This is a genomic window from Cellulosimicrobium sp. G4 BAM 1002, assembly GCF_057126935.1.
This window is the reverse complement of sequence record NZ_CP182109.1, coordinates 461542-487345: the sequence shown is the minus strand read 5'-3', so window position 1 is coordinate 487345 and position 25804 is coordinate 461542. Positions and strand designations below refer to the sequence as shown.

Annotated in this window: 23 protein-coding genes; 13 read left to right on the top strand and 10 right to left on the bottom strand. The window is 74.1% G+C overall.

Annotation, left to right across the window (positions count from 1 at the left end):
* Positions 1-26 precede the first annotated feature (26 nt).
* Positions 27-1721 carry a phosphoglucomutase (alpha-D-glucose-1,6-bisphosphate-dependent) gene (gene pgm / locus ACMXGY_RS02240; RefSeq protein WP_483775262.1) on the top strand — a complete coding sequence of 565 codons (1695 nt, stop codon included), beginning with the start codon at positions 27-29 and terminating at the stop codon, positions 1719-1721.
* Between the two features lie 60 nt (positions 1722-1781).
* Here the strand turns inward: pgm and ACMXGY_RS02235 are convergent, their stop codons facing one another.
* Both ACMXGY_RS02235 and ACMXGY_RS02230 read right to left on the bottom strand, forming a co-directional pair.
* Entirely contained in the window at positions 1782-2627 is an 846-nt protein-coding gene (locus tag ACMXGY_RS02235; RefSeq protein WP_483775261.1) for a 2Fe-2S iron-sulfur cluster-binding protein, read from the bottom strand.
* Complete coding sequence (locus tag ACMXGY_RS02230) at positions 2624-4459, bottom strand: FAD-binding protein (protein WP_483775260.1); 1836 nt, start codon at positions 4457-4459, stop codon at positions 2624-2626. Before ACMXGY_RS02230 ends, ACMXGY_RS02235 begins: the two co-directional genes overlap by 4 nt.
* Positions 4460-4682: 223 nt before the next feature.
* On the opposite strand from ACMXGY_RS02230, the gene ACMXGY_RS02225 reads away from it, so the two are divergent.
* The gene (locus ACMXGY_RS02225) at positions 4683-5417 is read left to right on the top strand and encodes a hypothetical protein (RefSeq protein WP_483775259.1); all 735 of its coding nucleotides are present in this window, start codon (positions 4683-4685) and stop codon (positions 5415-5417) included.
* Positions 5418-5475: 58 nt separating this feature from the next.
* On the opposite strand, the gene ACMXGY_RS02220 is transcribed toward ACMXGY_RS02225, so the two are convergent.
* The gene (locus ACMXGY_RS02220) at positions 5476-5781 is read right to left on the bottom strand and encodes a GNAT family N-acetyltransferase (RefSeq protein WP_483775258.1); all 306 of its coding nucleotides are present in this window, start codon (positions 5779-5781) and stop codon (positions 5476-5478) included.
* A 276-nt stretch (positions 5782-6057) separates the two neighbouring features.
* Here ACMXGY_RS02220 and ACMXGY_RS02215 point away from each other — a divergent pair, with 276 nt between their 5' ends.
* Entirely contained in the window at positions 6058-7242 is a 1185-nt protein-coding gene (locus tag ACMXGY_RS02215; protein ID WP_483776768.1) for an MFS transporter, read from the top strand.
* Between the two features lie 103 nt (positions 7243-7345).
* Here ACMXGY_RS02215 and ACMXGY_RS02210 read toward each other — a convergent pair whose 3' ends face one another.
* Entirely contained in the window at positions 7346-7921 is a 576-nt protein-coding gene (locus ACMXGY_RS02210) for a helix-turn-helix domain-containing protein (protein ID WP_483775257.1), read from the bottom strand.
* Between the two features lie 47 nt (positions 7922-7968).
* Between ACMXGY_RS02210 and ACMXGY_RS02205 the strand changes: the two genes are divergently transcribed.
* The 7 genes from ACMXGY_RS02205 (at position 7969) to ACMXGY_RS02175 (ending at position 16856) form a co-directional block, all read left to right on the top strand.
* Positions 7969-8880 carry a class I SAM-dependent methyltransferase gene (locus ACMXGY_RS02205; protein WP_483775256.1) on the top strand — a complete coding sequence of 304 codons (912 nt, stop codon included), beginning with the start codon at positions 7969-7971 and terminating at the stop codon, positions 8878-8880.
* 30 nt (positions 8881-8910) lie between these two features.
* On the top strand, positions 8911-9882 hold the full coding sequence (locus ACMXGY_RS02200) for an NAD(P)/FAD-dependent oxidoreductase (RefSeq protein WP_483775255.1): 972 nt from the start codon (positions 8911-8913) through the stop codon (positions 9880-9882).
* 201 nt (positions 9883-10083) lie between these two features.
* Complete coding sequence (locus ACMXGY_RS02195; protein WP_483775254.1) at positions 10084-11880, top strand: pyruvate dehydrogenase; 1797 nt, start codon at positions 10084-10086, stop codon at positions 11878-11880.
* Positions 11877-13529: a RecQ family ATP-dependent DNA helicase gene (locus tag ACMXGY_RS02190; protein ID WP_483775253.1), complete on the top strand. Its 1653-nt coding sequence runs from the start codon at positions 11877-11879 to the stop codon at positions 13527-13529. Before ACMXGY_RS02195 ends, ACMXGY_RS02190 begins: the two co-directional genes overlap by 4 nt.
* 30 nt (positions 13530-13559) lie before the next feature.
* Entirely contained in the window at positions 13560-14582 is a 1023-nt protein-coding gene (locus ACMXGY_RS02185) for a phosphotransferase family protein (RefSeq protein ID WP_483775252.1), read from the top strand.
* 198 nt (positions 14583-14780) lie between these two features.
* Positions 14781-15251 carry an NfeD family protein gene (locus tag ACMXGY_RS02180; RefSeq protein WP_483775251.1) on the top strand — a complete coding sequence of 157 codons (471 nt, stop codon included), beginning with the start codon at positions 14781-14783 and terminating at the stop codon, positions 15249-15251.
* Between the two features lie 132 nt (positions 15252-15383).
* Positions 15384-16856 carry a flotillin family protein gene (locus tag ACMXGY_RS02175; protein WP_483775250.1) on the top strand — a complete coding sequence of 491 codons (1473 nt, stop codon included), beginning with the start codon at positions 15384-15386 and terminating at the stop codon, positions 16854-16856.
* 75 nt (positions 16857-16931) lie between these two features.
* On the opposite strand, the gene ACMXGY_RS02170 is transcribed toward ACMXGY_RS02175, so the two are convergent.
* A complete protein-coding gene (locus ACMXGY_RS02170) occupies positions 16932-17747 on the bottom strand; it encodes a GAP family protein (protein ID WP_483775249.1) in 816 nt (271 codons plus the stop codon).
* Between the two features lie 138 nt (positions 17748-17885).
* Between ACMXGY_RS02170 and ACMXGY_RS02165 the strand changes: the two genes are divergently transcribed.
* Both ACMXGY_RS02165 and ACMXGY_RS02160 read left to right on the top strand, forming a co-directional pair.
* Positions 17886-19298 (top strand): sensor histidine kinase, encoded by a 1413-nt coding sequence (locus ACMXGY_RS02165; RefSeq protein ID WP_483775248.1) that lies wholly within the window; start codon positions 17886-17888, stop codon positions 19296-19298.
* Entirely contained in the window at positions 19295-20014 is a 720-nt protein-coding gene (locus ACMXGY_RS02160) for a response regulator (RefSeq protein ID WP_483775247.1), read from the top strand. The genes ACMXGY_RS02165 and ACMXGY_RS02160 overlap by 4 nt, the downstream gene beginning before the upstream one ends.
* A 501-nt stretch (positions 20015-20515) precedes the next feature.
* On the opposite strand, the gene ACMXGY_RS02155 is transcribed toward ACMXGY_RS02160, so the two are convergent.
* Positions 20516-21109 (bottom strand): TetR/AcrR family transcriptional regulator, encoded by a 594-nt coding sequence (locus ACMXGY_RS02155; RefSeq protein WP_483775246.1) that lies wholly within the window; start codon positions 21107-21109, stop codon positions 20516-20518.
* Positions 21110-21202: 93 nt separating this feature from the next.
* On the opposite strand from ACMXGY_RS02155, the gene ACMXGY_RS02150 reads away from it, so the two are divergent.
* The gene (locus ACMXGY_RS02150; protein WP_483775245.1) at positions 21203-22285 is read left to right on the top strand and encodes an ABC transporter permease; all 1083 of its coding nucleotides are present in this window, start codon (positions 21203-21205) and stop codon (positions 22283-22285) included.
* 25 nt (positions 22286-22310) lie between these two features.
* On the opposite strand, the gene ACMXGY_RS02145 is transcribed toward ACMXGY_RS02150, so the two are convergent.
* The 4 genes from ACMXGY_RS02145 to ACMXGY_RS02130 form a co-directional block, all read right to left on the bottom strand.
* Entirely contained in the window at positions 22311-23171 is an 861-nt protein-coding gene (locus ACMXGY_RS02145; protein WP_483775244.1) for a carbohydrate kinase family protein, read from the bottom strand.
* A complete protein-coding gene (locus ACMXGY_RS02140; RefSeq protein ID WP_483775243.1) occupies positions 23171-23836 on the bottom strand; it encodes a pentapeptide repeat-containing protein in 666 nt (221 codons plus the stop codon). The genes ACMXGY_RS02145 and ACMXGY_RS02140 overlap by 1 nt, the downstream gene beginning before the upstream one ends.
* A 90-nt stretch (positions 23837-23926) precedes the next feature.
* Entirely contained in the window at positions 23927-24835 is a 909-nt protein-coding gene (locus ACMXGY_RS02135; RefSeq protein WP_483775242.1) for an NAD(P)-dependent oxidoreductase, read from the bottom strand.
* Positions 24832-25734: an NAD(P)-dependent oxidoreductase gene (locus ACMXGY_RS02130; protein ID WP_483775241.1), complete on the bottom strand. Its 903-nt coding sequence runs from the start codon at positions 25732-25734 to the stop codon at positions 24832-24834. Before ACMXGY_RS02130 ends, ACMXGY_RS02135 begins: the two co-directional genes overlap by 4 nt.
* Positions 25735-25804: the final 70 nt, after the last annotated feature.

Genomic DNA, 25804 nt, shown 5'->3' with positions numbered 1-25804 from the left:
GCGCGACCCCTGGCAGGATCGTCCCCATGGACCCCCGCGCCGGCACGCCCGCCCAGCCCAGCGACCTGATCGACGTCGACGCCGTGGTCGGCGCCTACTACGACCTCGCCCCCGACGTCGAAGACCCGGCCCAGAAGGTCGTGTTCGGCACGTCGGGCCACCGGGGGTCGAGCCTGGACCACGCGTTCAACGAGGCGCACATCGTCGCGATCACCGCGGCGATCGTCGAGTACCGGCGCTCGCAGGGCACCGACGGCCCGCTGTTCATCGGGCGAGACACGCACGCTCTGTCGCTCCCGGCGTGGCAGACCGCCCTCGAGGTGCTCGTCGCCGCAGGTGTCGAGACGTACGTCGACGCCCGCGACTCGTTCACGCCGACGCCTGCCGTCTCGCAGTCGATCCTCCTCCACAACGAGGCCACGACCACGCAGGGTGTCCGCACCTCCGGGCCAGGGCTCGCGGACGGGATCGTGGTCACGCCGTCGCACAACCCCCCGCGCGACGGGGGCTTCAAGTACAACCCGCCGCACGGCGGCCCGGCGGGGTCCGAGGCGACCGGCTGGATCGCGGACCGGGCCAACGAGATCCTGCGCGACGGCGTCGCGAGCGTGCGGCGCGTACCGCTCACCGAGGCGCTCGCGTCGGAGCACGTCCACAAGCACGACTTCCTCACGACCTATGTCGACGACCTGGTGAACGTGCTCGACCTCGAGGCCATCCGCGAGTCGGGCGTGCGCATCGGCGCCGACCCGCTCGGCGGCGCGTCGGTCGAGTACTGGGGCGAGATCGGGGAGCGCTACGGGCTCGACCTGACGGTCGTGAACCCGCAGGTCGACCCGCGCTGGGCGTTCATGACGCTCGACTGGGACGGCAAGATCCGCATGGACTGCTCGTCGCCGTACGCGATGGCGTCCCTCGTCTCGGGCATGACCGGGGAGTCCGGGAACGCCGAGGGCGGCGCGCCGTTCGACGTCGCGACCGGGAACGACGCCGACTCCGACCGCCACGGGATCGTCACGCCCGACGCCGGGCTCATGAACCCCAACCACTACCTCGCCGTCGCGATCCAGTACCTCTACGGGGGCGCGCGCGAGGGCTGGCGCGACGACGCGGCGATCGGCAAGACGCTCGTCTCCTCGGCGCTGATCGACCGGGTCGCGGGCGGCCTCGGGCGCCGGCTGGTCGAGGTGCCCGTCGGGTTCAAGTGGTTCGTGCCGGGGCTGCTCGACGGGACCGTCGGGTTCGGCGGCGAGGAGTCCGCCGGGGCGTCGTTCCTGCGCAAGGACGGACGCGTCTGGTCGACCGACAAGGACGGCCTGCTGCTCGCGCTGCTCGCGTCGGAGATCATCGCGACGACGGGCCGCACGCCGTCCGAGCACCACCGCGACCTCGTCGAGAAGTACGGGGAGTCCTGGTACGCGCGGGTCGACGCGCCCGCGACGCTCGAGGAGAAGGCGACGCTCGGCAAGCTGTCGCCCGACCAGGTGAGCGCGACCGAGCTCGCGGGCGAGCAGATCACCGCGAAGCTCACGAACGCTCCCGGCAACGACGCGGCGATCGGCGGGCTCAAGGTCACGACCGAGAACGCGTGGTTCGCGGCGCGGCCGTCGGGCACGGAGAACGTCTACAAGATCTACGCCGAGTCGTTCGTCTCCGCCGAGCACCTGACCCAGGTCCAGGCCGAGGCGAAGGACGTCGTCTCCGCCGCGCTCGGCAGCTGACCCTCTCGCCGGGGCGGTACCCCGGCGCCGCGAGGTAGAACCCTGGTCATGACCAGGGTTCTACCTCGGCGGGCCGGCGCGACGGCGTTCGCGCTCGTCCCACGTGTCCGTCGCGACGCGCTGGGCGTCGCGGAGCGCGCGGGCCGGGTCGACGCCCTTGGGGCAGACCTGGGTGCACGCGCCGACCTGGATGCACGGCCACGCACCGAGCTCGGTGTCGAGGACGTCCGCGCGGTCGAGCTCGCCCGCGTCGCGCGAGTCCTCGTCCCAGCGACGCGCCGTCGCGACGACGGCCGGCCCGAGGAAGTCCGGCGCGACGTCGAGCTGCGGGCACGCCGCGTAGCAGAGCATGCAGTCGATGCACTCCGCGAAGCCCTTGAACGCGGCGAGCTCGCCCGGTGTCTGGAGGTTGCCCGACGACGGGCCGTGCGCGCGCAGGACGTCCTCGCCCTCGGCCGGCGCGGGCTCGGGCGCGTCGACGAGCGGGAGTCGCGTCGCGCCGTCGGGCACGAGCCAGGGCTGCACGGCGGCCAGCTTGCCGAGGAACGTGTCGGTGTCGACGACGAGGTCGCGCAGCACCTCGGCGTGCGCGAGCGGCTCCACGACCAGGCCGGACGTGCGGTAGCCGCGCACGAACGTCTCGCAGCCGAGCACGGGCCGGCCGTTGACCATGACGCCGCAGCTCCCGCAGACCGCCATCTTGCACGACCACCGGAACGTCAGCGTCGGGTCGGCGTGGTCCTTGACCCACTGCAGCGCGTCGAGGACGGACGTGCGGTCGTCGTAGGGGACGTCGAACACGTCGCGCCGCCCGGTGTCCGCGCCGCGGGGTGACGTGCGCGCGACCTCCAACCGCACCGTCTGCTCCGCCGCCTGTGCTGCTGTCGACCGTGCCGCGTCGCTCACGCGTCCCCACCCTTCCCCGCCGAGAACGACGTTGCTGTCGTCATGGCCGTCTTGCCGACAGCAACCTCGTGCTCGACACCATGCCGGGCACCGACCGGGACGTGGGTGACCTCCAGCGCGCCGCCCGCGCCGAGCCGGACCTCGGAGTGGCGCGGGACGTCGTCGGCGTCCGGGAAGTCCAGGCGCTGGTGCGCGCCGCGCGACTCCTCGCGCGCGAGCGCGGCCGCGACGGCCGCGTGCGCGACGACCAGCGTCGCGCCGAGCTCGACGGTCGTGGCCCAGTCGGTGTTGAGCACGGCGCTCGTGTCGGCGACGCGCACGTCCGCGTACCGGGCGCGCAGGTCCTCGACCGCCGCGAGCGCCCGGCGCAGGCTGTCGGCGTCGCGGTAGATGCCGGCGTCGGCATCGAGCACGCGGCCCAGCTCGGCCCGGATCGCGGCGGGCGGCTCGGTGCCGCGGCCGCGCATCGCGAGACAGCCGTCGGCGATCTCGGCGGCGCGGTCCACGACCGCCCCGTCCTCTGACGCCGCAGCACGCGCCCACGCGAGCGCCGCCTCCCCCGCCGCCCGCCCGACGACGAGCGTCTCGACGAGCGAGTTCGACCCGAGGCGGTTCGCCCCGTGCAGGCCGGTGGACGCGCACTCCCCCGCGGCGAACAGCCCGGAGACGTCCGTCGCACCCCGCGCGTCGGTGCGGATGCCGCCCATCGTGTAGTGCGCCGTCGGGCGGACGGGCACGGGCTCGGTCGCGGGGTCGACGCCCGCGAACTGCTTCGCGAGGCTCGACACGAGCGGGAGCCGCTCGGACAGCCGCGTGCGCCCGAGGTGGCGCAGGTCGAGGAGCACGACGCCGCCGTCGGGCGTGGGGATGGTCCGCCCGTCGCGTTCGGCGTGCCAGAACGCTTGCGACAGCTTGTCCCGTGGGCCGAGCTCCATCGTCCGCGGTACGGGCGACCCGACCGGCGTCTCCGGGCCCAGCCCGTAGTCGGCGAGGTAGCGGCGCCCGTCGGCGTCGAGCAGCACGCCACCCTCCCCGCGCGCGGCCTCGGTGAGCAGGATGCCGCTGCCGGGCAGGCCGGTCGGGTGGAACTGGAGGAACTCCGCGTCGCGCAGCGGCACGCCGGCGCGCAGGGCCATCGCCGTCCCGTCGCCCGTGCAGATGCCGGCGTTGGTGCTGGTCCCCCACGCGCGCGCGGACCCGCCCGTCGCGAGCACCACCGCGGGAGCCGCGATCAGCAGCGGCTCGCCGCGGTGCTGGTCGTGCACGACGACGCCCCGCACCCGCGCGTCCGGCCCGCCCTCGCCGTCGAGCACGAGGTCGAGCACGTGGTGCTCGTCATACCGGCGGACCGGGCCGTCGGCACCGGAGTACCGCAGCGACGTCTGGAACAGCGTGTGCAGCAGGTGGAAGCCGGTCTTGTCTGCGGCGAACCACGTGCGCGCACGGCTCATGCCGCCGAACCTCCGGACCGCGACGTCGCCGTCGTCCGTGCGCGACCACGGCAGCCCCCAGCGCTCGAGCCGGTACAGCTCGCCGGCCGCCCGCTCGACGACGAACCGGACCGCGTCGTCCTCGCACAGCCCTGCTCCCCCGGCGAGGGTGTCGGCGACGTGCTGCTCGAGCGAGTCGTCGTCACCCACGACCCCGGCCGCCCCGCCCTCCGCCGCGACCGTGTGGGAGCGCATGGGGTAGACCTTCGAGACCACGGCGACGACGGGCGCGCGGCCGTCGTCGTGCACCGCCGCCTCCGCGACCGCGAGCGCCGCGCTGAGCCCGGCTGCACCGCCCCCGACGACGACGACGTCCGCGTGCTCGACGCGCAGCGTGCTCATCGGCGCCCCCGCGAGGTGGACGTCACGCGGGGACGGGGTGCGGGAGAGCCCGACGTGGTGGCGGAACGGGACATAGGGGAAGGCTCCCCGCGCGCGCCCGTGTGCGCAACAGGCGAAGGTCCCGCTCGTGCGCCTCGGGAGGGGAGTGGTCCCCATCGATCGCGATCCCGACCGCCGGGTAGGGTCCGTGCGGCACCACTTCCCACGAACTCCCGGAGCTCACATGCGTCCCGTCCGTACCCTCTCCAGCCTCACCGTCGCGGCCGTGCTCGCCGTCGGACTGTCGGCGTGCACCATCAACGTGGGCGGCGGGACGCCGGAGACGCCTGCTCCGGAGGAGACGACGGCCGCGGAGGAGTCTCCCGAGGTGGACGACGCGGAGGAGGTCGACGCGGAGGCCGCCGAGGGAACCGGAGCCAGCGAGGGCGCACTCCCCGACTGGGCGAACCCCGTCACGACCCCCGGCGAGCAGATCTCGACGTTCACCATCGGCGACGTGCGGGTCGACGTCTACCAGGTGGGTACTGCCCAGGCGACGAAGGACGGGCTGTTCGCCAACCCCGACACCAACGAGCCGATCATCGCCCAGGGCGCCGACATCGTCTTCATCAACTACGTCATCACGAACGAGGGTGAGCCGATCGACCTCGGCTCGAGCCTCGTGAGCATCGACGAGCGCTACGTGGACTGGCCGTACCTCGGCGGCATGGACACGATCGTCGACGACGAGCTGTACGCCGCGCAGGGCGTGAACGACGACGGCATGGCGCCGGGTGCCTACCGCGAGCCGACCGTCTACACGTTCGGCACGGACCAGTCGTACTCGTACGGGACGAACTTCCTCTACCAGCCGGGGACCGAGATCACGTTCGACGGCACCATCGTCCCGGTCGACGCCCAGGGCGAGCTGCTGCACGACGAGCGCATCGAGGGCGAGGGCACGGGCACCATCTCCTGACCCGCGGCGCGGCCGCACACGAGAGCCCTGGTCCGTCCGGACCAGGGCTCTCGGCCGTTCAGCGCTGGGTGAGGTCCTCGTACTCCGGGTGACGCTGGATGTACGCCCGGATGAACGGGCACAGGGGGACGACCCGCTCGCCCGAGGCGCGCACCTGGTCGAGCGCGCCCGCGGCGAGCGCGGACCCGACGCCCTGGCCCTCGAACGCCGGGTCGACCTCGGTGTGGGTGAAGATCACCGTGCCGGGCTCGCGGACGTAGGCGGCGAACCCGGCGACGGCGCCGTCGTCGGTACGGGCCTCGAAGCGGTCGCCCTCGTCGGTGACGGTGACGGTCGTGGTGCTCGGTGCGGGGGTGTCGGTCATGGCGCCCATCGTCGTCGTCATGGACCGCGCGGACAACCGCGGACGACGCCGGTGAGACGGCTGTCACGTCGAGCGGCGGCGCACGAATTCGCTACCGGCCGGACGGCTTCCGGGTGCGACACTGAGACGGTGGTCCAGGATTCCCCGTCGCGCGCCGACGACCCCGAGAACCCCGAGCACCGGCGGGACGACCTGACGACCGACGGGACGACGTCCCGAACCCCGACCGAGGACACCGCCCCCGCGTCGCGCAACCCCTACCGCGACGTCCTCACGCTGCCCGGCGCGTGGCGGTTCTCCGCCGCGGCGCTCGTGGCGCGGCTGCCGATGTCGATGGTCGGCATCGGCACGATCCTCATGATCCAGGGCATCTACGGCGAGTACGCGCTCGCGGGGCGGGTCGCGGCCGCGCTCGTCGTCGCGCAGGCGGTCGTGTCGCCGCAGATCGCGCGGCTGGTCGACCGGACCGGTCAGCGCGTCGTCATGCTGCCCATGCTCGCGGCGGCGGCGCTCGGCCTCGGCGGCCTCATCCTGTGCGCGGTCCTGCGTGCACCCGAGTGGACGCTCTACGTGTTCGCCGCGGTCGCCGGCGCGACGCAGGGGTCGTACGGGTCGATGGTGCGCGCGCGGTGGTCGCACGTCGTGCCCGACGCGCGGCGCCTGCACACCGCCTACTCCCTCGAGTCCGCGCTCGACGAGCTCGTGTTCGTCGTCGGGCCCGTGCTCGCGACCGTCCTCGCGACGAGCGTGTCGCCCTCGGCCGGGCTGCTCGTGCCGCTCGTCGCGGCGGTCGTCGGCGGGCTGTGGTTCCTGTCGCAGCGCGCGACGGAGCCGCCGGTCGTCGTGCCCGAGGCGGGGGTGAAGCAGCGGTCCGCGATGCGGTCGACCGGGATGATCGTCCTCGCGGTGATCTTCGTCGCGATGGGCATCGTGTTCGGCGCGACCGACGTCTCCACGATCGCGTTCGCCGAGGAGCAGGACCAGAAGGGCGCGGCGGGGCTGATCCTCGCCGTCTTCGCGCTGGGCTCGCTCATCTCCGGGCTCGTGTACGGCGCGCGGCACTGGGTGTCGCCGCTGTGGCGCCGGTTCGTCATCGGGATCGTCGCGCTCGCCGCGGGCGTCTCCCTGTTCTTCTTCGTCACGTCGCTGCCCGTGCTCGCCGCGGTGATGTTCGTGACGGGGTTCGCCATCGCCCCGACCCTCATCAACGGCAACAACCTCGTGCAGAACCTCGTCGCGCCGAACCAGCTCACCGAGGGCCTCGCGTGGGTCGGCACGTCGCTCGGCGTCGGGGTGTCCATCGGGTCGTCCGTCGCCGGGTCCCGCATCGACGCGGGCGGCGCCCACGCCGGGTTCGAGGTCGTCGTCGCAGCGGCGGCGCTCGCCGTCGTGCTCGTGCTGGTGGCGCTGCGCTCGCTGCGCCGCAGCGCGGGTCGCGAGGACATCGCCCCGGCCCGCTGACGCGCGCGCCACGTCGGCCGAACCCGGGGTTGGGTGTCACCGGACGGCTCCGGTGACGCGCGACCCCGGGTTCGGCGGGGTGCCGACCTGACCACGACGACGGTCAGGCGGGGTCGCTACCCGAGCGGTGGGCGCGCTCGCCCTCCTGGTCGAAGATCGTGAGGATCTCGACGGGGCCCTCGTGCGCGCCGAACGAGTGCGGCACCATCGTCGAGAACTCCGCCGCCTGCCCCTCCTGCACGAGGATCCGGCGGTCCGCGAGATACACGACGGCCGTCCCCGAGAGGACCGTGAACCACTCGTGCCCCGGGTGGACGCGCTGGTGCTCGGGGCCCACGGCGCGCTCGGGTGTGAGGCGCATCTTCGCGACCATCGTCCCGGGGCGGTCGCGCGAGAGCAGCCACGTGGTCTCGCCCGGTCGGCGCTGGGGCTCCGGCCGGATGACGACGTCCTCGTCGTCGACGGGCTCGACGAGCTGGTCGAGCGTCGTGCCGAGCGCGCGGGCGATCGGCACGAGCTGGTCGAGCGCGATGCGCCGGTGCCCGGTCTCGATCCGGCTGAGCGTCGACGGGCTGAGGAAGCACCGCGCCGCGAGCGCGTCGAGCGTCCAGCCGCGCGCCAGGCGCAGCCCCCGGATGCGCTGGCGGACCACCGCGTCGAGATCGACTTCTTGCGTCATGAGCAAGATCCTATGCTCAGTGCGCACAAGCGTCCTACGGTGGGCGCATGGAATCACCCGCTCACCGCGCCCCGACCGGCGTTCACGACGCCGGTCCCTCCGCCCACGGCGCGACCGGTCATGGCCATGACCACGCGCACGGGCACGACGCGGGCGGGCTGGCCGAGCTGCTCGAGCTCGACGCGTCCGTTTTCGACGAGCTCCTCGACGAGGCCGTCGCGGTCGCCGTCGCGCACGCACCGGACCCGACGCTGACCGTCGTTGACCTCGGTGCCGGGACCGGCACGGGGACCCGGGCGCTCGCGCGCGCGTTCCCGGAGGCGAAGGTCGTCGCGGTCGACGCGGACGCCACGATGCTCGGGCGCCTGCGTTCCGGTCTCCCCGGGACCGGCATGGAGAGCCGCGTGCACACCGTCGAGGCCGACCTCGACGCCGGGTGGCCGGCGGTCGGCGCTGCCGACGTCGTGTGGGCGTCGGCGTCGCTGCACCACGTCGCCGACCCGGCCAGCGTCCTGCGCGACGTCCGCGACGCGCTCGTGCCGGGCGGCCTGCTGGTCGTCGTCGAGATGACGGCCACCTCGCCCGTCCTGCCCGACGACGTCGCGCACCCCGATCTCGCCGCCCACCTCGAGCGTGCCCTGGCCCAGGCCGGCTGGAACCGCTACCCCGACTGGTCGTCGTACCTGACCGACGCCGGGCTGGACCTCGTCGAGCGCCGCGAGCCGGCCGCCGTCGTGCAGCCCGGACCCGAGGTGACGCGCTGGGCGCGAGCGACCGCGTCCCGCCAGCGCGAGCACCTCGCGGAGCACCTCGACCCCGGCGGCCTCGCCGCGCTCGACGCCGTGCTCGCCGCGACCGCCCCGGCGGACCCCACGGAGCCGTCGGGCGAGCCCGCCGAGCACACCATCGGTGCGCACGGCGGCCGCATCGTCTGGGCGGCCCGCCGCCCCCCGCGCTGAGTGACCATCGACCCGCTGCTGAGGAGAACCATGACCACCACGCCCCCCACCCCCTACGACGTCGCGATCGTCGGCGGCGGCCCCGCCGGGCTGAGCGCCGCGGTGACTCTTGCGCGATCGCTGCGCTCCGTCGTCGTGCTCGACGCCGGCGAGCCGCGCAACGCGCCCGCCGAGGGCGCCCACAACCTGCTCGGGCGCGAGGGTGTACCGCCGCGCGAGCTCCTGGCGGCGGGCCGCACGGAGGCCGAGGGCTACGGCGCCGAGGTCCGCGACGCGCGCGTCGCCCACGCGTCCGGCGACGCCGAGGCGGGCTTCACCCTCACCCTCGACGACGGTGGTGTCGTCCGCGCCCGCCGCGTCCTCCTGGCGACCGGCCTCGTCGACGAGCTGCCCGACGTCCCCGGCGTGCGCGAGGGCTGGGGCTCGACCGTGCTGCACTGTCCGTTCTGCCACGGCTGGGAGGTGCGCGGGCAGCGCATCGCCGTCCTCGCGACCGGCCCCGCCGCGGCGCACCAGGTGCTGCTCTTCCGCCAGCTCACCCCGCACGTCACGCTGTTCCAGCACACCGTCGCGGAGCTCGACGACGCCACGTGGGAGCAGCTCTCGGCGCTCGGCGTGCGCGTGGTCGAGGGCGAGGTCGAGCGGCTCGACGTCGACGGCCGGTCGGTGCGGTCGGTCGTGCTCGCGGACGGGACGTCGTTCGCGGTGGACGCCGTCGTCGTCGGGCCGCGGTTCGTCGCGCGCGGCGAGCTGTTCGAGGAGCTCGGCGGCACGCTCGAGGAGCACCCGGCGGGCCGGTTCGTGCCCGCCGACCCGCGCGGCCAGACCGCCGTCCCCGGAGTCTGGGCAGCGGGCAACTCGAGCGACCTCATGGCGCAGGTCGGGGCGTCCGCCGCGGCCGGCGTCATGGCCGGCGCCGGCATCCACGGCGAGCTCGCGGTGTCCGACGCCGCGGCGGCCGTCGCGCAGCGCCGCACCCCGTCCGTGGCTGCCCGGGCCTGACCCCGAGCCCGGGGTTTCGCGTCACCGCGGCGCGCCGAACCCGGGGTTGCAGGTCACCTGGCGGCGAAGGTGACCCGCAACCCCGGGTTCGGCAGTGGGAGGGGATGCCGCCGTGACGCACGAGACGCCGCCTCACGCTGCGGCCCGCGCGGCCCCGGCGCACGATGGGAGACGACCCGAGCCCATCAGTGGAGGTACGTCATGCCGTTCGGAATCGGTCGCTCCCCGCAGGACATGCGCAACCGCACGGTCGCGGACCTGCTGGTCGCCCAGCTCATCGAGGCGGGGGTGCGGCGGATCTACGGCATCGTCGGCGACAGCCTCAACCCCGTGGTCGACGCCGTGCACCGCTCGAACACGGGCGAGAACGCGGGCAAGGGCATCGAGTGGGTGCACGTGCGCCACGAGGAGGCGGCGGCGTTCGCGGCGGCGGCCGAGGCGGAGGTGACGGGCTCGCTCGCGGTCTGCGCCGGGTCGTGCGGGCCGGGCAACCTCCACCTCATCAACGGCCTGTACGACGCCAACCGGTCGCGCGTGCCCGTGCTCGCGATCGCGAGCCACATCCCGAGCAAGCAGATCGGCACCGGGTTCTTCCAGGAGACCCACCCCGACCGGCTGTTCACCGAGTGCTCGGTGTACTCCGAGATGATCTCGAGCGCCGACCAGGCGCCGCGCGTCATCAACTCCGCGATCCACCACGCCTACGGCGCGCGCGGCGTCTCCGTCCTCACGCTCCCGGGCGACGTGGCCGACCTCGACGCACCCCCCGCCGTGCCCGACGTCGCGTGCCGGCCCGTCCCGCCGCGCGTCGTCCCGGACCTCGCCGCCGTGCAAGAGCTCGCCGCGGCGATCGACGCTGCGAAGAAGGTGACGATCTTCGCCGGCGTGGGCGTCCGGGGCGCGCACGACGAGGTGCTGGCCCTCGCCGACAAGATCGCCGCGCCCGTGGGGCACTCGCTGCGCGGCAAGGAGGTCATCCAGTACGACAACCCGTTCGACGTCGGCATGTCCGGCCTGCTCGGCTACGGCGCCGCGTTCGACGCGATGCACGACTGCGACCTGCTGCTCCTGCTCGGTACCGACTTCCCGTACGACCAGTTCCTGCCGGAGTCGGTCCGCACCGCCCAGGTCGACATCGACCCGACCCACCTCGGCCGGCGCACCCGGCTCGACCTCGCCGTCGTCGGCGACGTCGGCGAGACGGTGCGCGCGCTGCTTCCCCTCGTGAAGAAGGCGCGCTCGCGCAAGTTCCTCGACTCCATGGTCGCCAAGCACCAGAAGGCGATGACCGGCGTCGTCGGCGCGTACACGAAGAAGGTCGAGCGCACGACCCCCATCCACCCGGAGTACGTGGCGGACACTCTCGACCAGGTCGCCGCCGACGACGCCGTGTTCACCGTGGACACCGGCATGTGCAACGTGTGGGCCGCCCGGTACATCACGCCCAACGGGAAGCGGCGCGTCATCGGGTCGTTCATCCACGGGTCCATGGCGAACGCCCTGCCCCACGCGATCGGGGTCGCCGCGTCGCAACCCGGGCGACAGGTCGTCGCGATGTCCGGCGACGGCGGCCTCTCGATGCTCCTCGGCGAGCTCGTCACGCTCCGGCACTACGACCTTCCTGTCAAGATCGTGCTCTTCGACAACGCGAGCCTCGGCATGGTGCGCCTCGAGATGCTCGTCGACGGGCTGCCGATGTTCGGCACCGAGTCGCCGCACGTCGACTACGCGGCGGTGGCGAACGCGATCGGCATCCCGGCCGTGCGCGTCGAGAAGCCCAAGGACCTGCGCCGCGCGCTCGAGGACGCCCTCCACCGGCCCGGGCCCGCGCTCGTCGACGTCGTCACAGACCCGCGCGCGCTCTCCATCCCGCCGAACATCACGGCGGGCCAGGTGCGCGGGTTCGCCGTCGCGATGAGCAAGGAGGTCCTCGGGGGCGGCATGGGTGAGGTCGTGTCGATGGCGCGGGCGAACCTGCGCAACGTCCCGCGCCCGTGACGGACCAGCCGACCCTCGCCGACGTCCGCGACACCGCCCGGGAGGTCTTCGGCTACCGCGACCTGCGCCCCGGGCAGCGCGAGGCGATCGCCGCGCTCCTCGACGGCCGGGACGTCCTGCTCGTCCTGCCGACGGGAGCCGGCAAGTCGGCGGCCTACCAGCTGCCAGGCCTGGAGCTGCCCGGGCCGACGCTCGTCGTCTCGCCGCTCATCGCGCTCCAGCAGGACCAGGTGCGCTCCCTGCTCGAGCTCGGCGACGACGACGCCCGGGCCGCCGCCGTGAGCTCCGCCGTGCCCGCGGCAGAGCGCCGCGCCGCGCTGGAGGCCGCCGCGGCGGGTGAGCTCGAGTTCCTCTTCCTGTCGCCCGAGCAGCTCGCCAACGACGAGGTCCTCGACGCCGTCCGCACGGCCCGGCCGAGCCTCGTCGCGGTCGACGAGGCCCACTGCGTCTCGACCTGGGGGCACGACTTCCGGCCCGAGTACCTGCGCGTCGGCGAGCGCCTGGACACGCTCGACCCCCGTCCGCGCGTGCTCGCGCTCACGGCCACGGCATCCCCGCCCGTGCGTGAGGACGTGGCCGAGCGCCTGCACCTGCGCGACGCCGCGGTGATCGTCCGTGGTTTCGCACGCCCGGGGATCGCGCTCGAGGTCGTGCGCGCCGTCGAGGCGTCGGACAAGGACCGCGCCGTCGTCGAGCGCGTGCGCGCCGAGGCGGAGCACGGCGTCGGGATCGTCTACGTCGGCACACGCCGCCGCACGGCCGATCTCGCGGAGGCGCTCGCCGCCGCCGGGCTGCGTACCGCGGCCTACCACGGCGGGCTGCGGCGGGCCGAGCGCGACGACGCCCAGCGACGCTTCACCGACGACGAGGTCGACGTCGTCGTCGCGACGTCCGCGTTCGGCATGGGCATCGACAAGCCGGACGTGCGGTTCGTCGTGCACGCGAACGTGCCCGGCTCCCCGGACAGCTACTACCAGGAGGTCGGCCGGGCGGGTCGCGATGGCGAGCCCGCCGTCGCGGTGCTCTTCTACAGGCCGGAGGACCTGGGCCTCCAGCGCTACTTCGCGGTCGGCGTGCCCGGTCGCGACGACCTCCGCGAGGTCGCGCGTGCCCTCGCGTCAGGGGGTTCGGACGTATCGCGCGGCGCGACGGGAGCCGTGAGCACGGCGCGTTCCTCGCGTCCGAGCCGCGCGCGGCTCCCCCGGCGTCTCGCCCGGCTACGGACCCTCGTCGAGGACGCGCAGGCCCTCGCCGGCGAGGACGCACGCCCCGCCGCGGTCGCCGACGCGGCGCACGAGCTCGCGGAGGCCCGGCGCCGGGTCGACGACTCGCGCCTGCAGATGATGCGCGCGTACGCCGAGACGACGCAGTGCCGGCGCCAGTTCCTGCTCGCCTACCTCGGGGAGGACCTGCCCGAGCCGTGCGGCCGCTGCGACACCTGCTGGGCCGGCACCGCCGCCGAGCGGTCGGTCGACGACCGCGCCGCACCCTGGCCGACCGGCACCACGGTGCGGCACCCGGAGTTCGGCGAGGGGACGGTCATGGGGTACGAGGGCGACGACCGGGTGACCGTCCTCTTCGAGACCCACGGGTACCGGACGCTCAGCCTCGACGCCGTCGTGGACCAGGGCCTGCTCACCCCGCCCTGACCGGCCGGGCTCGGCCGGTAGCATCGCCGCGTGCTCACGAAGACGTCCGTCACGGACGACCAGGTCGCCGCGGTCGTCCGGCCGCTGGGCGATGCGGTCCGCGTGGAGCCGCTGAGCGGCGGCATGTTCGCGCACGTCGTCGCGGTCGACCTCGCTGCGCCGCCAGACGTCGCCGGGACGGACGCCGGGCCTCGCCGCGTCGTCGTCAAGGTGACCGGCGCCGACACGTCGCGGCTCCTGACCTACGAGCACGGGATCCTCGGGACCGAGGCCGCCGTGTACGGCGCCGCGCACGCCGCGGGCCTGCCCGTGCCCCGTGTGCTGCTCACGGACTTCACGCGCGAGCACCTCGACGGAGACGCGCTGGTCGTGTCGCACGTCGACGGGACGCTGTGGAGCGCGTTCGACCTCGCGCCCGATCGCGTCGCGGCCGTGCGCCGCGAGCTCGGCGGGTTCATGGCCGGTCTGCACGCGGTCACCGGGCAGGCCTTCGGGTACCCCGCGCCGGAGTCCGGCCTCGCGGCCCCCACGTGGCCCGATGCGTTCGACCGGATGCTCGCGGCGGTGCTCGCCGACGCCGGACGGTGGGGCGTGGACTTGCCGGTCGCCCGCGTGCACGACGCCGTCAGGCGCCACCGCGCGTCCCTCGCCCGGGTCGACGTCCCCCGGCTGGTGCACGCGGACCTCTGGCCCGGGAACGTGCTGCTCGACCCGGCGTCGCACCGCCTCGCCGGCGTGCTCGACGCCGAGCGCGCCCTGTGGGGCGACCCGTTGTTCGAGCTCGTGGGAGCCGACCAGCTCGGCGTGGGCGCCGTCGACCCCGACCTCCTCGCCGGGTACCGCGAGGCCGGGGGCGACCTCGCGGTGGGCGACGGCACGCCCGACGACGGCGACCCCGACGCCTGGGTGCGGCTGCGCCTGTACCGGGTGTACCTCGCGTGCGTGCTCGCGGTGGAGGTCGTGCCGCGCGGCTACGAGGGCGACTGGGTCGCCGGGTACCGGGCGACCGCACGGTCGAACCTCGACCGCATGCTCGGCGAGCTCGGCGCCTGACCGGCCGCGGGGCGGGCGATCACCCGGCACGCCCCTGGGGAGTCCTCCCCATGCCCGTCGGCCCGAGGAAGGCCCGGGGCGGCAGCGGGTCACGATAAGGTGTGGGCACGTTCACGACAACTCCACACGCCGCACAAGGGAACGCACCGTCGGAGTGCGCTGAACCCTGCGGCACCGAGGCACGCAAGGGGACACTGCATGATCGCGTTCATCGTCATCGGCATCGCGGGGCTCGCTCTCCTGCTCCTCTCCCTGCTGGTGGGCGAGATCATCGACCTCGGTGACGGGGCCGTGTCCGGGACCTCGCTCGGCGTCGGCGGTGTGGTCTTCGGTGCGGTCGGCGCGATCGTGTCCGCCAACGACCTGCCCACGTGGCTCGCCTACGTCGGCTCGCTCGTCGTGGCGCTCGTCGTCATGGTGCTCGTCCAGGCTCTCGTCAAGCACCTGCGGTCGTCCGAGGACGGCGTCCCCGCGTCCCTCGTCGGCGTGCAGGGCACCGCGACGACGACGATCGACACCGCGCGCGGCGAGGTCTCCCTCGACGCCGTGCACGAGCTCGAGCGCCGCCTCGCGTGGTCGGACGAGCCCATCCCGGAGGGCGCGCGCGTCGTCGTGCTCGAGCAGTCGGGGAGCCGCGTGCGCGTCCAGCGGCACTACCCGAACGACTGAGCGCCCTCGACGACCCACCACCGCACGACGGGCCGCACCGGACGGGCACGACCCGGACGGACGGTCCCGGAGCACTGCCGCACGGCCTGACCTGCACGCACCCACGGAAGGAGCCGCGCCCCGGCGCGCACCATGTTCGACGACACGAACCTCATCACGACCCTGGCGATCGTCGCCCTGGTCATCGCGTTCTTCGCGGTGGTCATCTTCATCAGCAAGCGCATCCGCCGCGTCCCGCCGAACGAGGCCCTGGTCATCGTCGGCCGTGGCGCGGGCCGCAAGGAGGCGACGGGCAGCGGGCAGAAGGTCATCGTCGGCGGCCGTACGTTCGTCTGGCCGATCCTCCAGCAGGGCTTCCCGATCTCGCTCGAGCAGCGCCAGATCGGCATCACCGTCGAGGGCGTGGACAAGAACCGCATCAAGATCGCCATCAAGGCGTCGATCAACTTCAAGGTCCGGGGTGACGAGGAGGGCGTGCGGCGCGCGGCACAGCGCTTCCTCTCCCAGCAGGGCACGCTCACCGAGATCATCAAGGAGTCCCTCGAGGGATCGCTGCGCTCCATCGTCGGTGACATGACGATCGAGCAGATCATCTCGGACCGCAAGGGCCTGTCCGACCGCGTCGTCGAGTCCACCAAGGCCGACCTGTCGGAGCAGGGTCTGCAGGTCGACCTGCTCAACATCTCCGACATCTCGACCCCCGGCTCCGACTACCTCGCGAACCTCGGCCGTGCCGAGTCGGCGCGCGCCCGCCAGGTCGCCGAGGTCTCCGAGGCCGAGGCGCAGCGCGCGTCGGAGTTCGCGGTCATCGAGGCGGCCGAGCAGATCGCCGAGCGCCAGAAGGCCCTCGACATCAAGCGAGCGATCATCAAGGCGGACACCGACCGCGCGAACGCCGAGGCCGAGGCGGCGGGTCAGCTCGCCCGCGCCGAGCAGGACCGCCTCGTCGCGCAGCAGGAGCGTGAGGCGCTCGCCGAGCAGGCGCGCGTGACGCAGGAGCGGCTCGACATCGAGATCCGCAAGCCCGCCGAGGCCAAGGCGTACGCCGAGGTCCAGGAGGCGAACGCGCGTCGTGACGCCGCGAACGCGGCGACCGAGGCCGACGCCTACAAGCGCACCGTCATCGCCGAGGCGAACAAGACGGCGGCGATCCAGGACGCCGAGGCGTCCGCGGCCGCCGTGCGCCGTGCCGGTGAGGCCGAGCGCGACCGTCAGGTCGCCCTCGCCGCCGGTATCAAGGCCGAGGGTGAGGCGCGCGCGTACGCCATCGAGGCCGAGGGTCGCGCCGAGGCGGTCACGACCGACGCCAAGGCCGAGGCGCTCAAGAAGTACGGCGAGGCGGCGCTGGTCCAGGAGCTCATCGAGCGCCTGCCCGAGATCGTCCGCGCGGCCGCGGAGCCGATCGGCAAGATCCAGGGCATGACCGTCGTCTCGACCGATGGCGCGTCCGCCATCACGAAGAACGTCGCCTCGGTCCTCGGCGAGGGCCAGGGCGTCATCAAGCAGCTCACGGGCGTCGACATCAACCAGCTCATCGCGAACCTCGCGGGCACGCAGCTCACGGGTGCGAGCGAGACGACGTCGTCGAACGGCACGTCGCACTGACCTCGTCTCTCGTACACCTGTGGCCCGTCCGGACGTCCGGGCGGGCCACAGGCGTCGGCGGACGCGTCCGCGCGCTCAACCCGTCCAGCCGAGGCGGCCCATCGCGTTCAGCGCGAGCAGCACGCCGAGGATCCCGAGCACCCAGCCCGTCATCTCCGCGGCGTTCTTCGTGAGCCAGCGGTCGAGGCGGTGGAGCAGCGGGTCGACCGCCCGCGCCGCGACGAGCCGACCGAGCAGGAGCAGGAGCGCCGGCGCGACCATGACGACGCAGTACGCGGCGAGCACGCCGGCGGACGCGGGCCACCCGACGTCGGACGTCGTGATGATCCCGATGGCGGCGAGGTAGGGCAGCATCGAGCCGACCTCGATCGCGACGGCGCCCAGCGCGAGACCCATGAGCGGCAGCACGGACGCGCGGGTGCGCACGGCGCCCGACCCGGCAGCCCCCGCCTCGATCCCGAGAGCGCGCTCGCGCCACCGCGACATGCGGCCAGGTGCCGGCGCGACGCCGTCCGCCGCGGCCCGCTCCGCCGCGCGGGCCGCGCGCTTGTTGCTGAAGCGGAAGCTCAGCGCGAACAGCCCGATGCCGAGCAGGAGCTGCACGATCGCCGCGGCGCGGGTGTCGAGCGCGTCGCCGAACCTGTCGAGGAACGCCCCCGCCCCGAGCATCACGACGATCCCGACGGCGAGGTAGAGAGCCGCGACGGTCGCGAGGTACACGAGCACCCGCCCGGCCCGCAGCCGGCCCGGCGCGAGCAGGAGCCACACGGGGATGAGCAGGGTGCCGAAGCTCGTCGAGTCGATCAGCGCGAGCACCACGAGCACACCCGCCGTCGCGGCCAGACCGAGCCCGGCTCCGCCGACGGCGTCGAGGTCGAAGGGGATGTCCATGCCGTCGATCCTGGCGTGCGGGGGCCCGCGCGTCGTCGGGCGAACGGCCGATTCTCGCGCCCTCGGTGCGCCGGCGTGGTCGCCCCGCTACACCGTTCGACCGATCCGCGTGGCGGGTCGTTGTGCTGGGATGGGGGCGTGACTGCACCACGCGACCCCGACGACGCGCGCTCGCGCACGCCCGGGCAGCTGCGGGCCGCTGCTGGCTCGTTCGCGCAGGTCTGGCGGATCGAGGACCGGCGCAACGACGCGTTCTCCGCGGTGCTGACCTTCGTCGGCGGCTGGGTGCTGATCGAGGTCGGTCTCGTCGGGATCGTCCGGGCGCCGTTCGTCGTCGAGCCTCCCGAGCCCTGGTGGCGGCTCGTGCTCCTCGCGGTCGGGTGCCTGCTCATCCTCGTCAAGCGCGCGCACCCGATGCTCGCCCTCGGCGGCGGCGTCGTGGTGACGGTCGTCGACATCGCGTGGGGCGGCAGCCTCGCGATCACGCTCGTCCTGTGGGACCTCCTCTACGCGGCCGCTCTGTGGTCCAGCCCGCGGGCGCGCGCGTGGCTGTGGGGTGTCGCGGTCTCGGTGGCGGTCCTCGGGTCCGTCGCGGCGGGTGAGGCGTCGCGCGACGTCCGCGAGTTCGTGTACATGGGGCTGCAGCTCGGGGCCGTGCTCCTCATGCCGCTGTGGTGGGCGACGAACGTGCGCACCAAGAGCGAGCTCGCGGAGCTCGCGGGCGAGCGTGCCGACCTGGCCGCACGCGAGGCCGAGGCCGCCGCCCGGACCGCGGACCTCGAGCGGCAGCGAGCGAGCGACCTCGAACGCATCGCCGAGCTCGACCGGCACGAGGCGGTCCGTGCCGAACGGGCCGCCATGGCCCGCGACCTGCACGACGTCATCGCGTCCCACCTCTCGACGATCGCGATCCACTCCGGTGCCGCGCTCTCGCTCCCGCCCGACGCCGCGAAGGACCGCGCGGCGCTCGAGCAGGTGCGGGCCAGCGCGGTCGCGTCGCTCGACGAGATGCGGTCGATGATCCTGCTCCTGCGCACCGAGGGGCGTCGCGACGACGACGGCCATTCCGGCACTGCCGAGGTGCCCGACGGCGCGCGACCAGCGCCGGGCGACGCCGTCGCTGCACCAGGTCGGCTCGCACGGCTCGACGAGCTGCTCGGTGCCGCCCGCGCGGGCGGGACGAGCGTCGTCGTCGACGACCCCGACGGTGTCGCCATGTCGAACCTGCCGGCCGCCGCCGACCAGGCGCTGTTCCGCATCACCCAGGAGGCCCTGACGAACGCTCTGAAGCACGCCCCGGGCCGTCCCGTCGAGCTGCGGCTGCGCCGCGCGGACGAGGACGTCGAGCTGGTGCTCGCCAACGACCTCCTCCCGACGCCCGCTCCCCGTGCGGAGGCCGCGTTGAGTGCCGGGACCGGCCTCCTGACGATGCGCGAGCGGGCCGACGGACTCGGCGGGTCGTTCGCGGCCGGACCGACGGCGGGAGGCCGGTGGGTCGTCCGTGCGACGGTCCCCGCCGCGGTCCCGACGACCACGGGGCAGGCGTCGTGACGACCGACCGGCGGATCCGCGTGCTCCTCGCCGACGACCACGCCGCTATCCGTGCCGGGCTGCGCCTTCTCCTCGACGCGGCCGACGACGTCGAGGTCGTCGGCGAGGCCGCGGACGGCACGGCCGCCGTGACCAACGCGCGGGCGCTGCGGCCCGACGTCGTGCTCATGGACCTGCGCATGCCCGGGATGGACGGGATCGAGGCGACCCGCGCCATCACCGCCGAGGGCCTCGCCGAGGTGCTCGTCCTCACGACCTTCGACCTCGACGAGTACGTCGACGGCGCCCTGCGGGCGGGCGCTGCCGGCTTCCTGCTCAAGACCGCCGAACCGTCGGCGCTCCTCGACGCCGTGCGCCGCGTCGCGGACGGCGACGGCGTGCTCGCGCCCGAGGTCACGCGGCGCCTGCTCGCCGCCTTCGCGCACCGCCCCGAGCCCGACGACGCCCCCCACCCCGAGCGGGCACCGCACCCGGACGAGGCGTCCGACCGCGCTCTCCGACCGTCACCCGGCGACCCGCGCCTCGCCGAGCTGACCCCGCGCGAGGTGGACGTCCTCGCGGCGCTGGGTCGCGGCCTGTCCAACCAGGGCATCGCGTCGGACCTGTTCATCACCGAGGCGACGGCGAAGACCCACGTGTCCCGCGTCCTCGCCAAGCTCGGCGTCGCGTCCCGCATGCAGGCCGCGATCGTCGCCCGCGACACCGGCCTGGCCTGACCCACCGAACACCCGACAGGCCCGACGGGCCCGACAGGACCCGCGAAACAGCACCGCGCTCCGCCGAGGTAGAACCCCGGTCACGCGAGATAGAACCCCGGTCGCACGAAGTAGAACCCTGGTCGCACGAAGTAGAACCCTGGACGCGCCTGAGGACTCCGTCCGCGAAGAGGACCCGCTCGAGGTGAGCGCCGACCAAGGCGAGACGACGCCGGAGGGGTGGGTGGGGGCGCCGCGTCGTGGTCGGGCCTGGCGGGAGCGCCGCGAGGAACGAGCGGCGCGGATGGTAGACGCGGCGCCCCCACCCACCCCGACACCCAGGGCGACCACCGCCGTCGGACACAACCACGGTTCTACCTCGCGTGACCACGGTTCTACCTCGCGCAACCACAGTTCTACCTCGTGCAACCACAGTTCTACCTCGCGCAACCACGGTTCTACTTCGGCCGACCAGGGTTCTACCTCGGCACCAGGGTCAGGTGGCTCCCGTGGGCGAGGTCGTCAGCGCGGGAGGTGGCGTGTGACGCGGTCGAGATAGGTGTCGACGTCGAAGTCGTCGAGCAGCGCGCTCTGGACGATGAAGCCCTGGCAGGCGGCGAGGAACAGCGGCGCCTGCTCGACGCCGAGCGCCGCGGCTGCGGCGGGGTCCAGCCCGTGGGTGCGTTCGTGCCACGTCGCGACGTAGCGGGCGAACACCCCTTGCAGGCGCGCGACGACCTCTGACGCGAAGTCGAGGATGCGCGGGTCGGTGACGGCCTCTCCCCACATCTGCAGGAGGATCCCGGTGCTCCCGACCTCGCGGAGCATCCCTCGCAGGAGGACGCCGACGAGTTCGGACGGCGGGGGCAGGGGGTCGCGTTCGGCGAGGTGCTCGACGTCCGCGATCCGTCCGCCGACGATCCGTCCGGCGACGTCGTGGACGATCGCCGTCTTGGACTCGTAGTAGCCGTAGATCGCACCGGCGGACACGCCGGACTCGGCGATGATGTCGGCCATCGACGTCGCGGTGAAGCCCTTGCGGCGGAAGGCTCGCAGCGCCGCAGCCGCGATCTCGTCGCGCCGCTCCGCGCGGTACTCCTCGCTCACCCTGGGCATGGCAGCCATCCTAAACCGAACGTTCGTTCTTGACAGGAGCCTCAGCGAGGTCGACGCTTAGAGAACGAACATTCGTTTTTAGAGAGGCCCGTCATGAACGCCCAGCACTCTGTCCCCCGCGCGACCCCGCACACGCACTGGCCGCGCGTCGTCGCGCTCGGGGTCGGGCTCGTCGCCGTCGTGAGCGTCGTCGTCCTCGCGTTCCTCTGGCCGTCGGTCACCGCCGAGCCGCGCGACCTCCCCGTCGCAGCGGCCGGAGACGCGGCGGTCGTCGCCCAGGTCCAGACCGCGCTCGACGAGCGGGCGCCCGGGACGCTCGAGCTCGTGCCGGTCGCGGACCGCGACGCAGCCGTCGACCTCGTCGAGTCACGCGACGCGTACGGCGCGGTCGTCCTGGGCCAGGAGCCCGAGGTGCTCACCGCCTCGGCCGCGAGCCCCGCCGTCGCGCAGCTGCTCGGCGGCCTGCAGCCCGCGCTCCAGGCACAGGTCGACGCGGCGGCGGCCGCCCAGGGCGCGCCGCCCGAGGCGGTACCGACCGTCGCCGTGACCGACGTCGTCCCGCTCTCCGCCGACGACGCGCGCGGCAGCACCCTCGCGGCCGCCTCCTTCCCCCTCGTGCTCGGCGGGATGGTCGGCGGCATCGCGATCTCGCTCGCCGTCGTCGGCGTGTGGCGCCGGGTCGCGGCTCTCGGTGTCTACGCCGTGGTCGGCGGACTGGCGATCGCCGGGATCCTGCACTGGCTCGGTGGACTCCACGGCGCCTACCTCGTCGACTCCGCCGCCGTCGGCCTGACCCTGCTCGCCATCGGCGGGACGATCGTCGGGGCCGTCGCGGTGCTCGGCCGGCCCGGGATCGCCGTCGGGCCGGTGCTGTTCCTCCTGGTCGCGAACCCGCTCTCGGCGGCCGCGGTCCCGGTCGAGTTCCTCCTCAGCCCGTGGGGCGCCGTCGGGCAGTGGTTCCCGCCGGGCGCGTCCGCGACGCTCCTGCGCGACCTGTCCTACTTCCCGGCCGCCGACACCGCCTTCCCGTGGCTCGTGCTCACCGGGTGGGCCGTCCTCGGACTGGTGCTGTCGCTCGTCGGCCACTTCCGCGACCGCGGCGCCGCGACCGTCGCCGCCCTCCGCGAGGCGGACGACGACGTCCCGGTCGCACAGCCGGTCGTCGCCGCGCGCTGACCGCGCGCGACGCGACGGAAGACGGTCAGGCCGGCACGAGGTCCGGGCTCTGCACGACGAGCGCCGCGTGCCGCGTGCCGGCCCGCATCGCCTCCTCGACGCCCGCACCGCGCAGGTGGGCGTCGAGGAACCCGGCGAAGAAGCCGTCGCCGGCACCGTTGGTGTCGACGACGTGCGGCACGCGCTGGGCAGCGACCTCGACGAACCCGCCCTCGGGCGTGAGCGCGACGGCGCCGCGCGAACCGTGCGTGCACACGACGAGCCGCGCGCCTGCGTCGACCCGCGCCGTCATGAAGCCACGCCAGTCGTCCAGACGGTCGCCGCTGAGGAACACGTGCGTCCCCGCCTCGACCCACGGCCGGTGGAAGTCCGACTCCCCGTCGTAGTCGTGGAGGTCGACCCAGACGTCCCGCCCGCGCGCGACCGCGAGGTCGAGCACCGGGAGCGAGGGCACCGCGAGGTCGACGACGACGGCGGCGGCCTCGTCGAGCGCGGTCACCGTCGCGTCCCACGACGGCCCCGACGCCGGGACCTCGCCCGGGGCGCGGAGGTAGACCGAGACGCGTCCGCCGTCGTCGTCCATGAGGTTGAGGTGGCTCTCCGTGCGGCCGTCCGTAGACCGCTCGGCCAGCACGCGCACGCCCGCTGCCTCGAGCACGGACCGCACGCGCGCGCCGTCGTCGTCGGACCCCAGGACCGTCCGCAGCGTGACGGACCGGCCGAGCCGGGCCAGGTTGAGCGCCTTGCCGGCCGACGTCCCGCCCACGGTGTCGCGGTGCGAGCGCGCGAACACGGTGTGCGGCGTCGGCGCGGGCAGCTCGTCGAGCTGCACGAGCAGGTTCCACGACGCCGGCCCGGAGACGAGGACCTCCGTCCCGGTGCCCATCAGTCGGTCACCGTGATGCCGAGGCTCTCGGCGAGCATCCCGGCGACCCGACCGAGCTGCGACGAGTCGATCGTCGTGCCGCGCAGCGACTCGATGCCGCTCAGCTCGTGCAGGTCCGCACCGCGCAGGTCGACGTGCTGCAGCCGCGACGACTGCACGTCGAGGCGACGGACACGGGTGTCCTCGAACGCGACGCGCAGCGCCTCCGCGGAGACCAGGTCGAGCTCGTCGATCGTGCAGTCGACGAACGCCACGTCGCGGAGCGTCGCCCCGCGGAGGTTGACGAAGCCGAGCTTGCAGCCGACGAACCGGACCCCGCTCCACGTCGACTCGTAGAGCTCGGCGGACCCGATGCGGGCGCCGTGCACCTCGACGTCGCGCCACCGGCCGCGGGTCCCCCGGAGCACCGGGACGTCGAGCCGTTCGAGCCGCACCTCGGTGAGGGTGACGGCCCCGAGGTCCGCCTCGTCGGCACGGACCTCGTCGAACCGCGACGAGAACACGGTCGCACCGTGCAGGTCGAGGGTGGCGAGCCGGAGGTCGAGGAGCTCGAACCCCTCGAGATCGGCCTCGGGCTCCAGGTCGTAGGCGTCGCCGCGCTGCAGGTCGTCGAGAACGACGGGGTCGATCGCCGGGGGCTCGGTCGTCGGCTTCTTCGGTGGCACGCCCCGAGCCTAGGGCGCGGCACCGACGGCGAGCGATGCGCTTCCGTCCGAGTGATGCACTCCGGAGTGCATCACTCGGACGGAAGTGCGTCACTCGACCGGGGCTGTCTCGGAGACGGCCGCTCGCGGCGCCCTGATGACCTCGAAGATCGCCGTCCAGTTGTCCCGCCCGTGCCCCGCCGCGAGCGCGCGCTCGTAGTGCGACAGGACCGCGCGCGGGAGCGCGGCGTCGACCCCCAGCTCTTCGCTGGCCCCGACGACGTGCGCGGCGGTCGCGCCCATCATCGTCGCGGTGCTGAGGTGTCCCGGGTGGACGCCGGTCTCGAACTCGACGCCCGCGCCGTCGCCACCGAGCATCGCCGGCGTGGTGACGAGCGTCTGCAGCGCCTCGGGGACGAACTGCGTCGGCGGCACGCCCGCAGCCTCGGCCAGCGCCGCCGCGTGCGCGACGCCGGACAGCGCGGTGAGGAACACGTCGAGCTGCGCCTGGTACATGAGCTGCGCGAGCCCGGGGTCCGCACCGAGGTAGCGGGGTGCACCGAGCAGCGCGAGCGTGCTCTCCTGAGCGCGGAACGCCGACTCCGGTCCGGAGTAGTAGACGTAGGCCTCGGCGGTCCCGAGCATCGGCGGCGGCGCCATGACGCCACCGGTCACGAGCGTCGCACCGTGGTCGGCGGCCCACCGGGCGGCGACGCGCGTCGCCTCCGGGGTGTCGGAGCTGAGGTTGACGATCGTCCGTCCGCGCAGCGCGTCCGACACCGGGCCCAGGACGTCGTACATCGCCGCGTAGTCGGTGAGGCTCAGCAGGACGACGTCGCTCGCCGCCACGGCCTCGGCCGGTGACCCGGCGAGGACCGCGCCCCCGGCGACGAGCGCGTCGGCTCGGGACGACGTGCGGTTCCACAGCGTGACGGGGTGGCCCGCGGCGAGCAGCGCGCGGGTCATGGCCTGGCCCATCGGGCCGAGGCCGATCAGGGTGACGGGGGTGGGCGTGCTCATCGGGTTCCTCCTGCGGTGACGGTGCGGATGGGGTTCCGGATGCTCTCGACGACGCGCGCGAACCCGTCGGCGCCGTGCCCGGCGTCGACCTGGCGGCGGATCAGCGCCTGCACGGCCGAGACGACGTCGGTCGCGAGCCCGGCCTCCTCGCTCGCCGCGATGATGTCCGACGGGTCCGAGAACTCGAGGCTCTGCTGCCCGGGACCGCCGTAGTCGCGGCGGTCGACGACGTCCGCGTACTCCGCGAGCCCGGACGTCATCGCGGCGAGCCAGGGCGCCGCGCGCCGCGCGAAGTCCGTCGCGCTCACGCCGGCCGTCCCGACCATCGCGGCGCCGTGGAAGAAGCCCGCGAACATCGCGTACATGCCCGCGAGGAGCGCGAGGTCGTAGAGCGGCGCGAGGCCGGGGTCCTCGCCGAACCACGTGCTCCCGCCCCACGTGTCGAGCACGGGCCGCGCGGCGTCGAACGCGGCGCGCGACCCGCTGTACAGGACCTCGGAGCCGGGTCCGCCGACCATCGCCGGGACGGCCATGATCCCGCCGTCGAGGTAGTCGATGCCGTGGGACGTCGCCCAGGCGCCGAGCTCGCGCGACTCCTCGGGCGTGGTCGTGACGAGGTTGACGAGCGTCCGGCCGGCGAGCGCGTCCAGGACGGGGTCGAGCGTCTCGTGCACCGACGCGCGGTCGAGCAGGACGGCCACGACCAGCGGCGACGCGAGGACGGCGTCGCGCACCGACGTCGCCTCGCGAGCGCCGGCGGCGACGAGTGCACCGGCGCGGCCCGGTGTGCGGTTCCAGACGACGGTGGGGTGGCCTGCCGCGACGGTGGCGGCGGCGAGGGCGCTGCCCATCGCGCCGAGACCGAGCACGGTGACGGGTACTTCTGGCTGGTCGGGCATCGTTCCTCCGGTTCGGGTCGTGGTGCTCGGGCGTCGCCGGCGGCGCGGCGTGCCCTCGTCGTCCACCTTC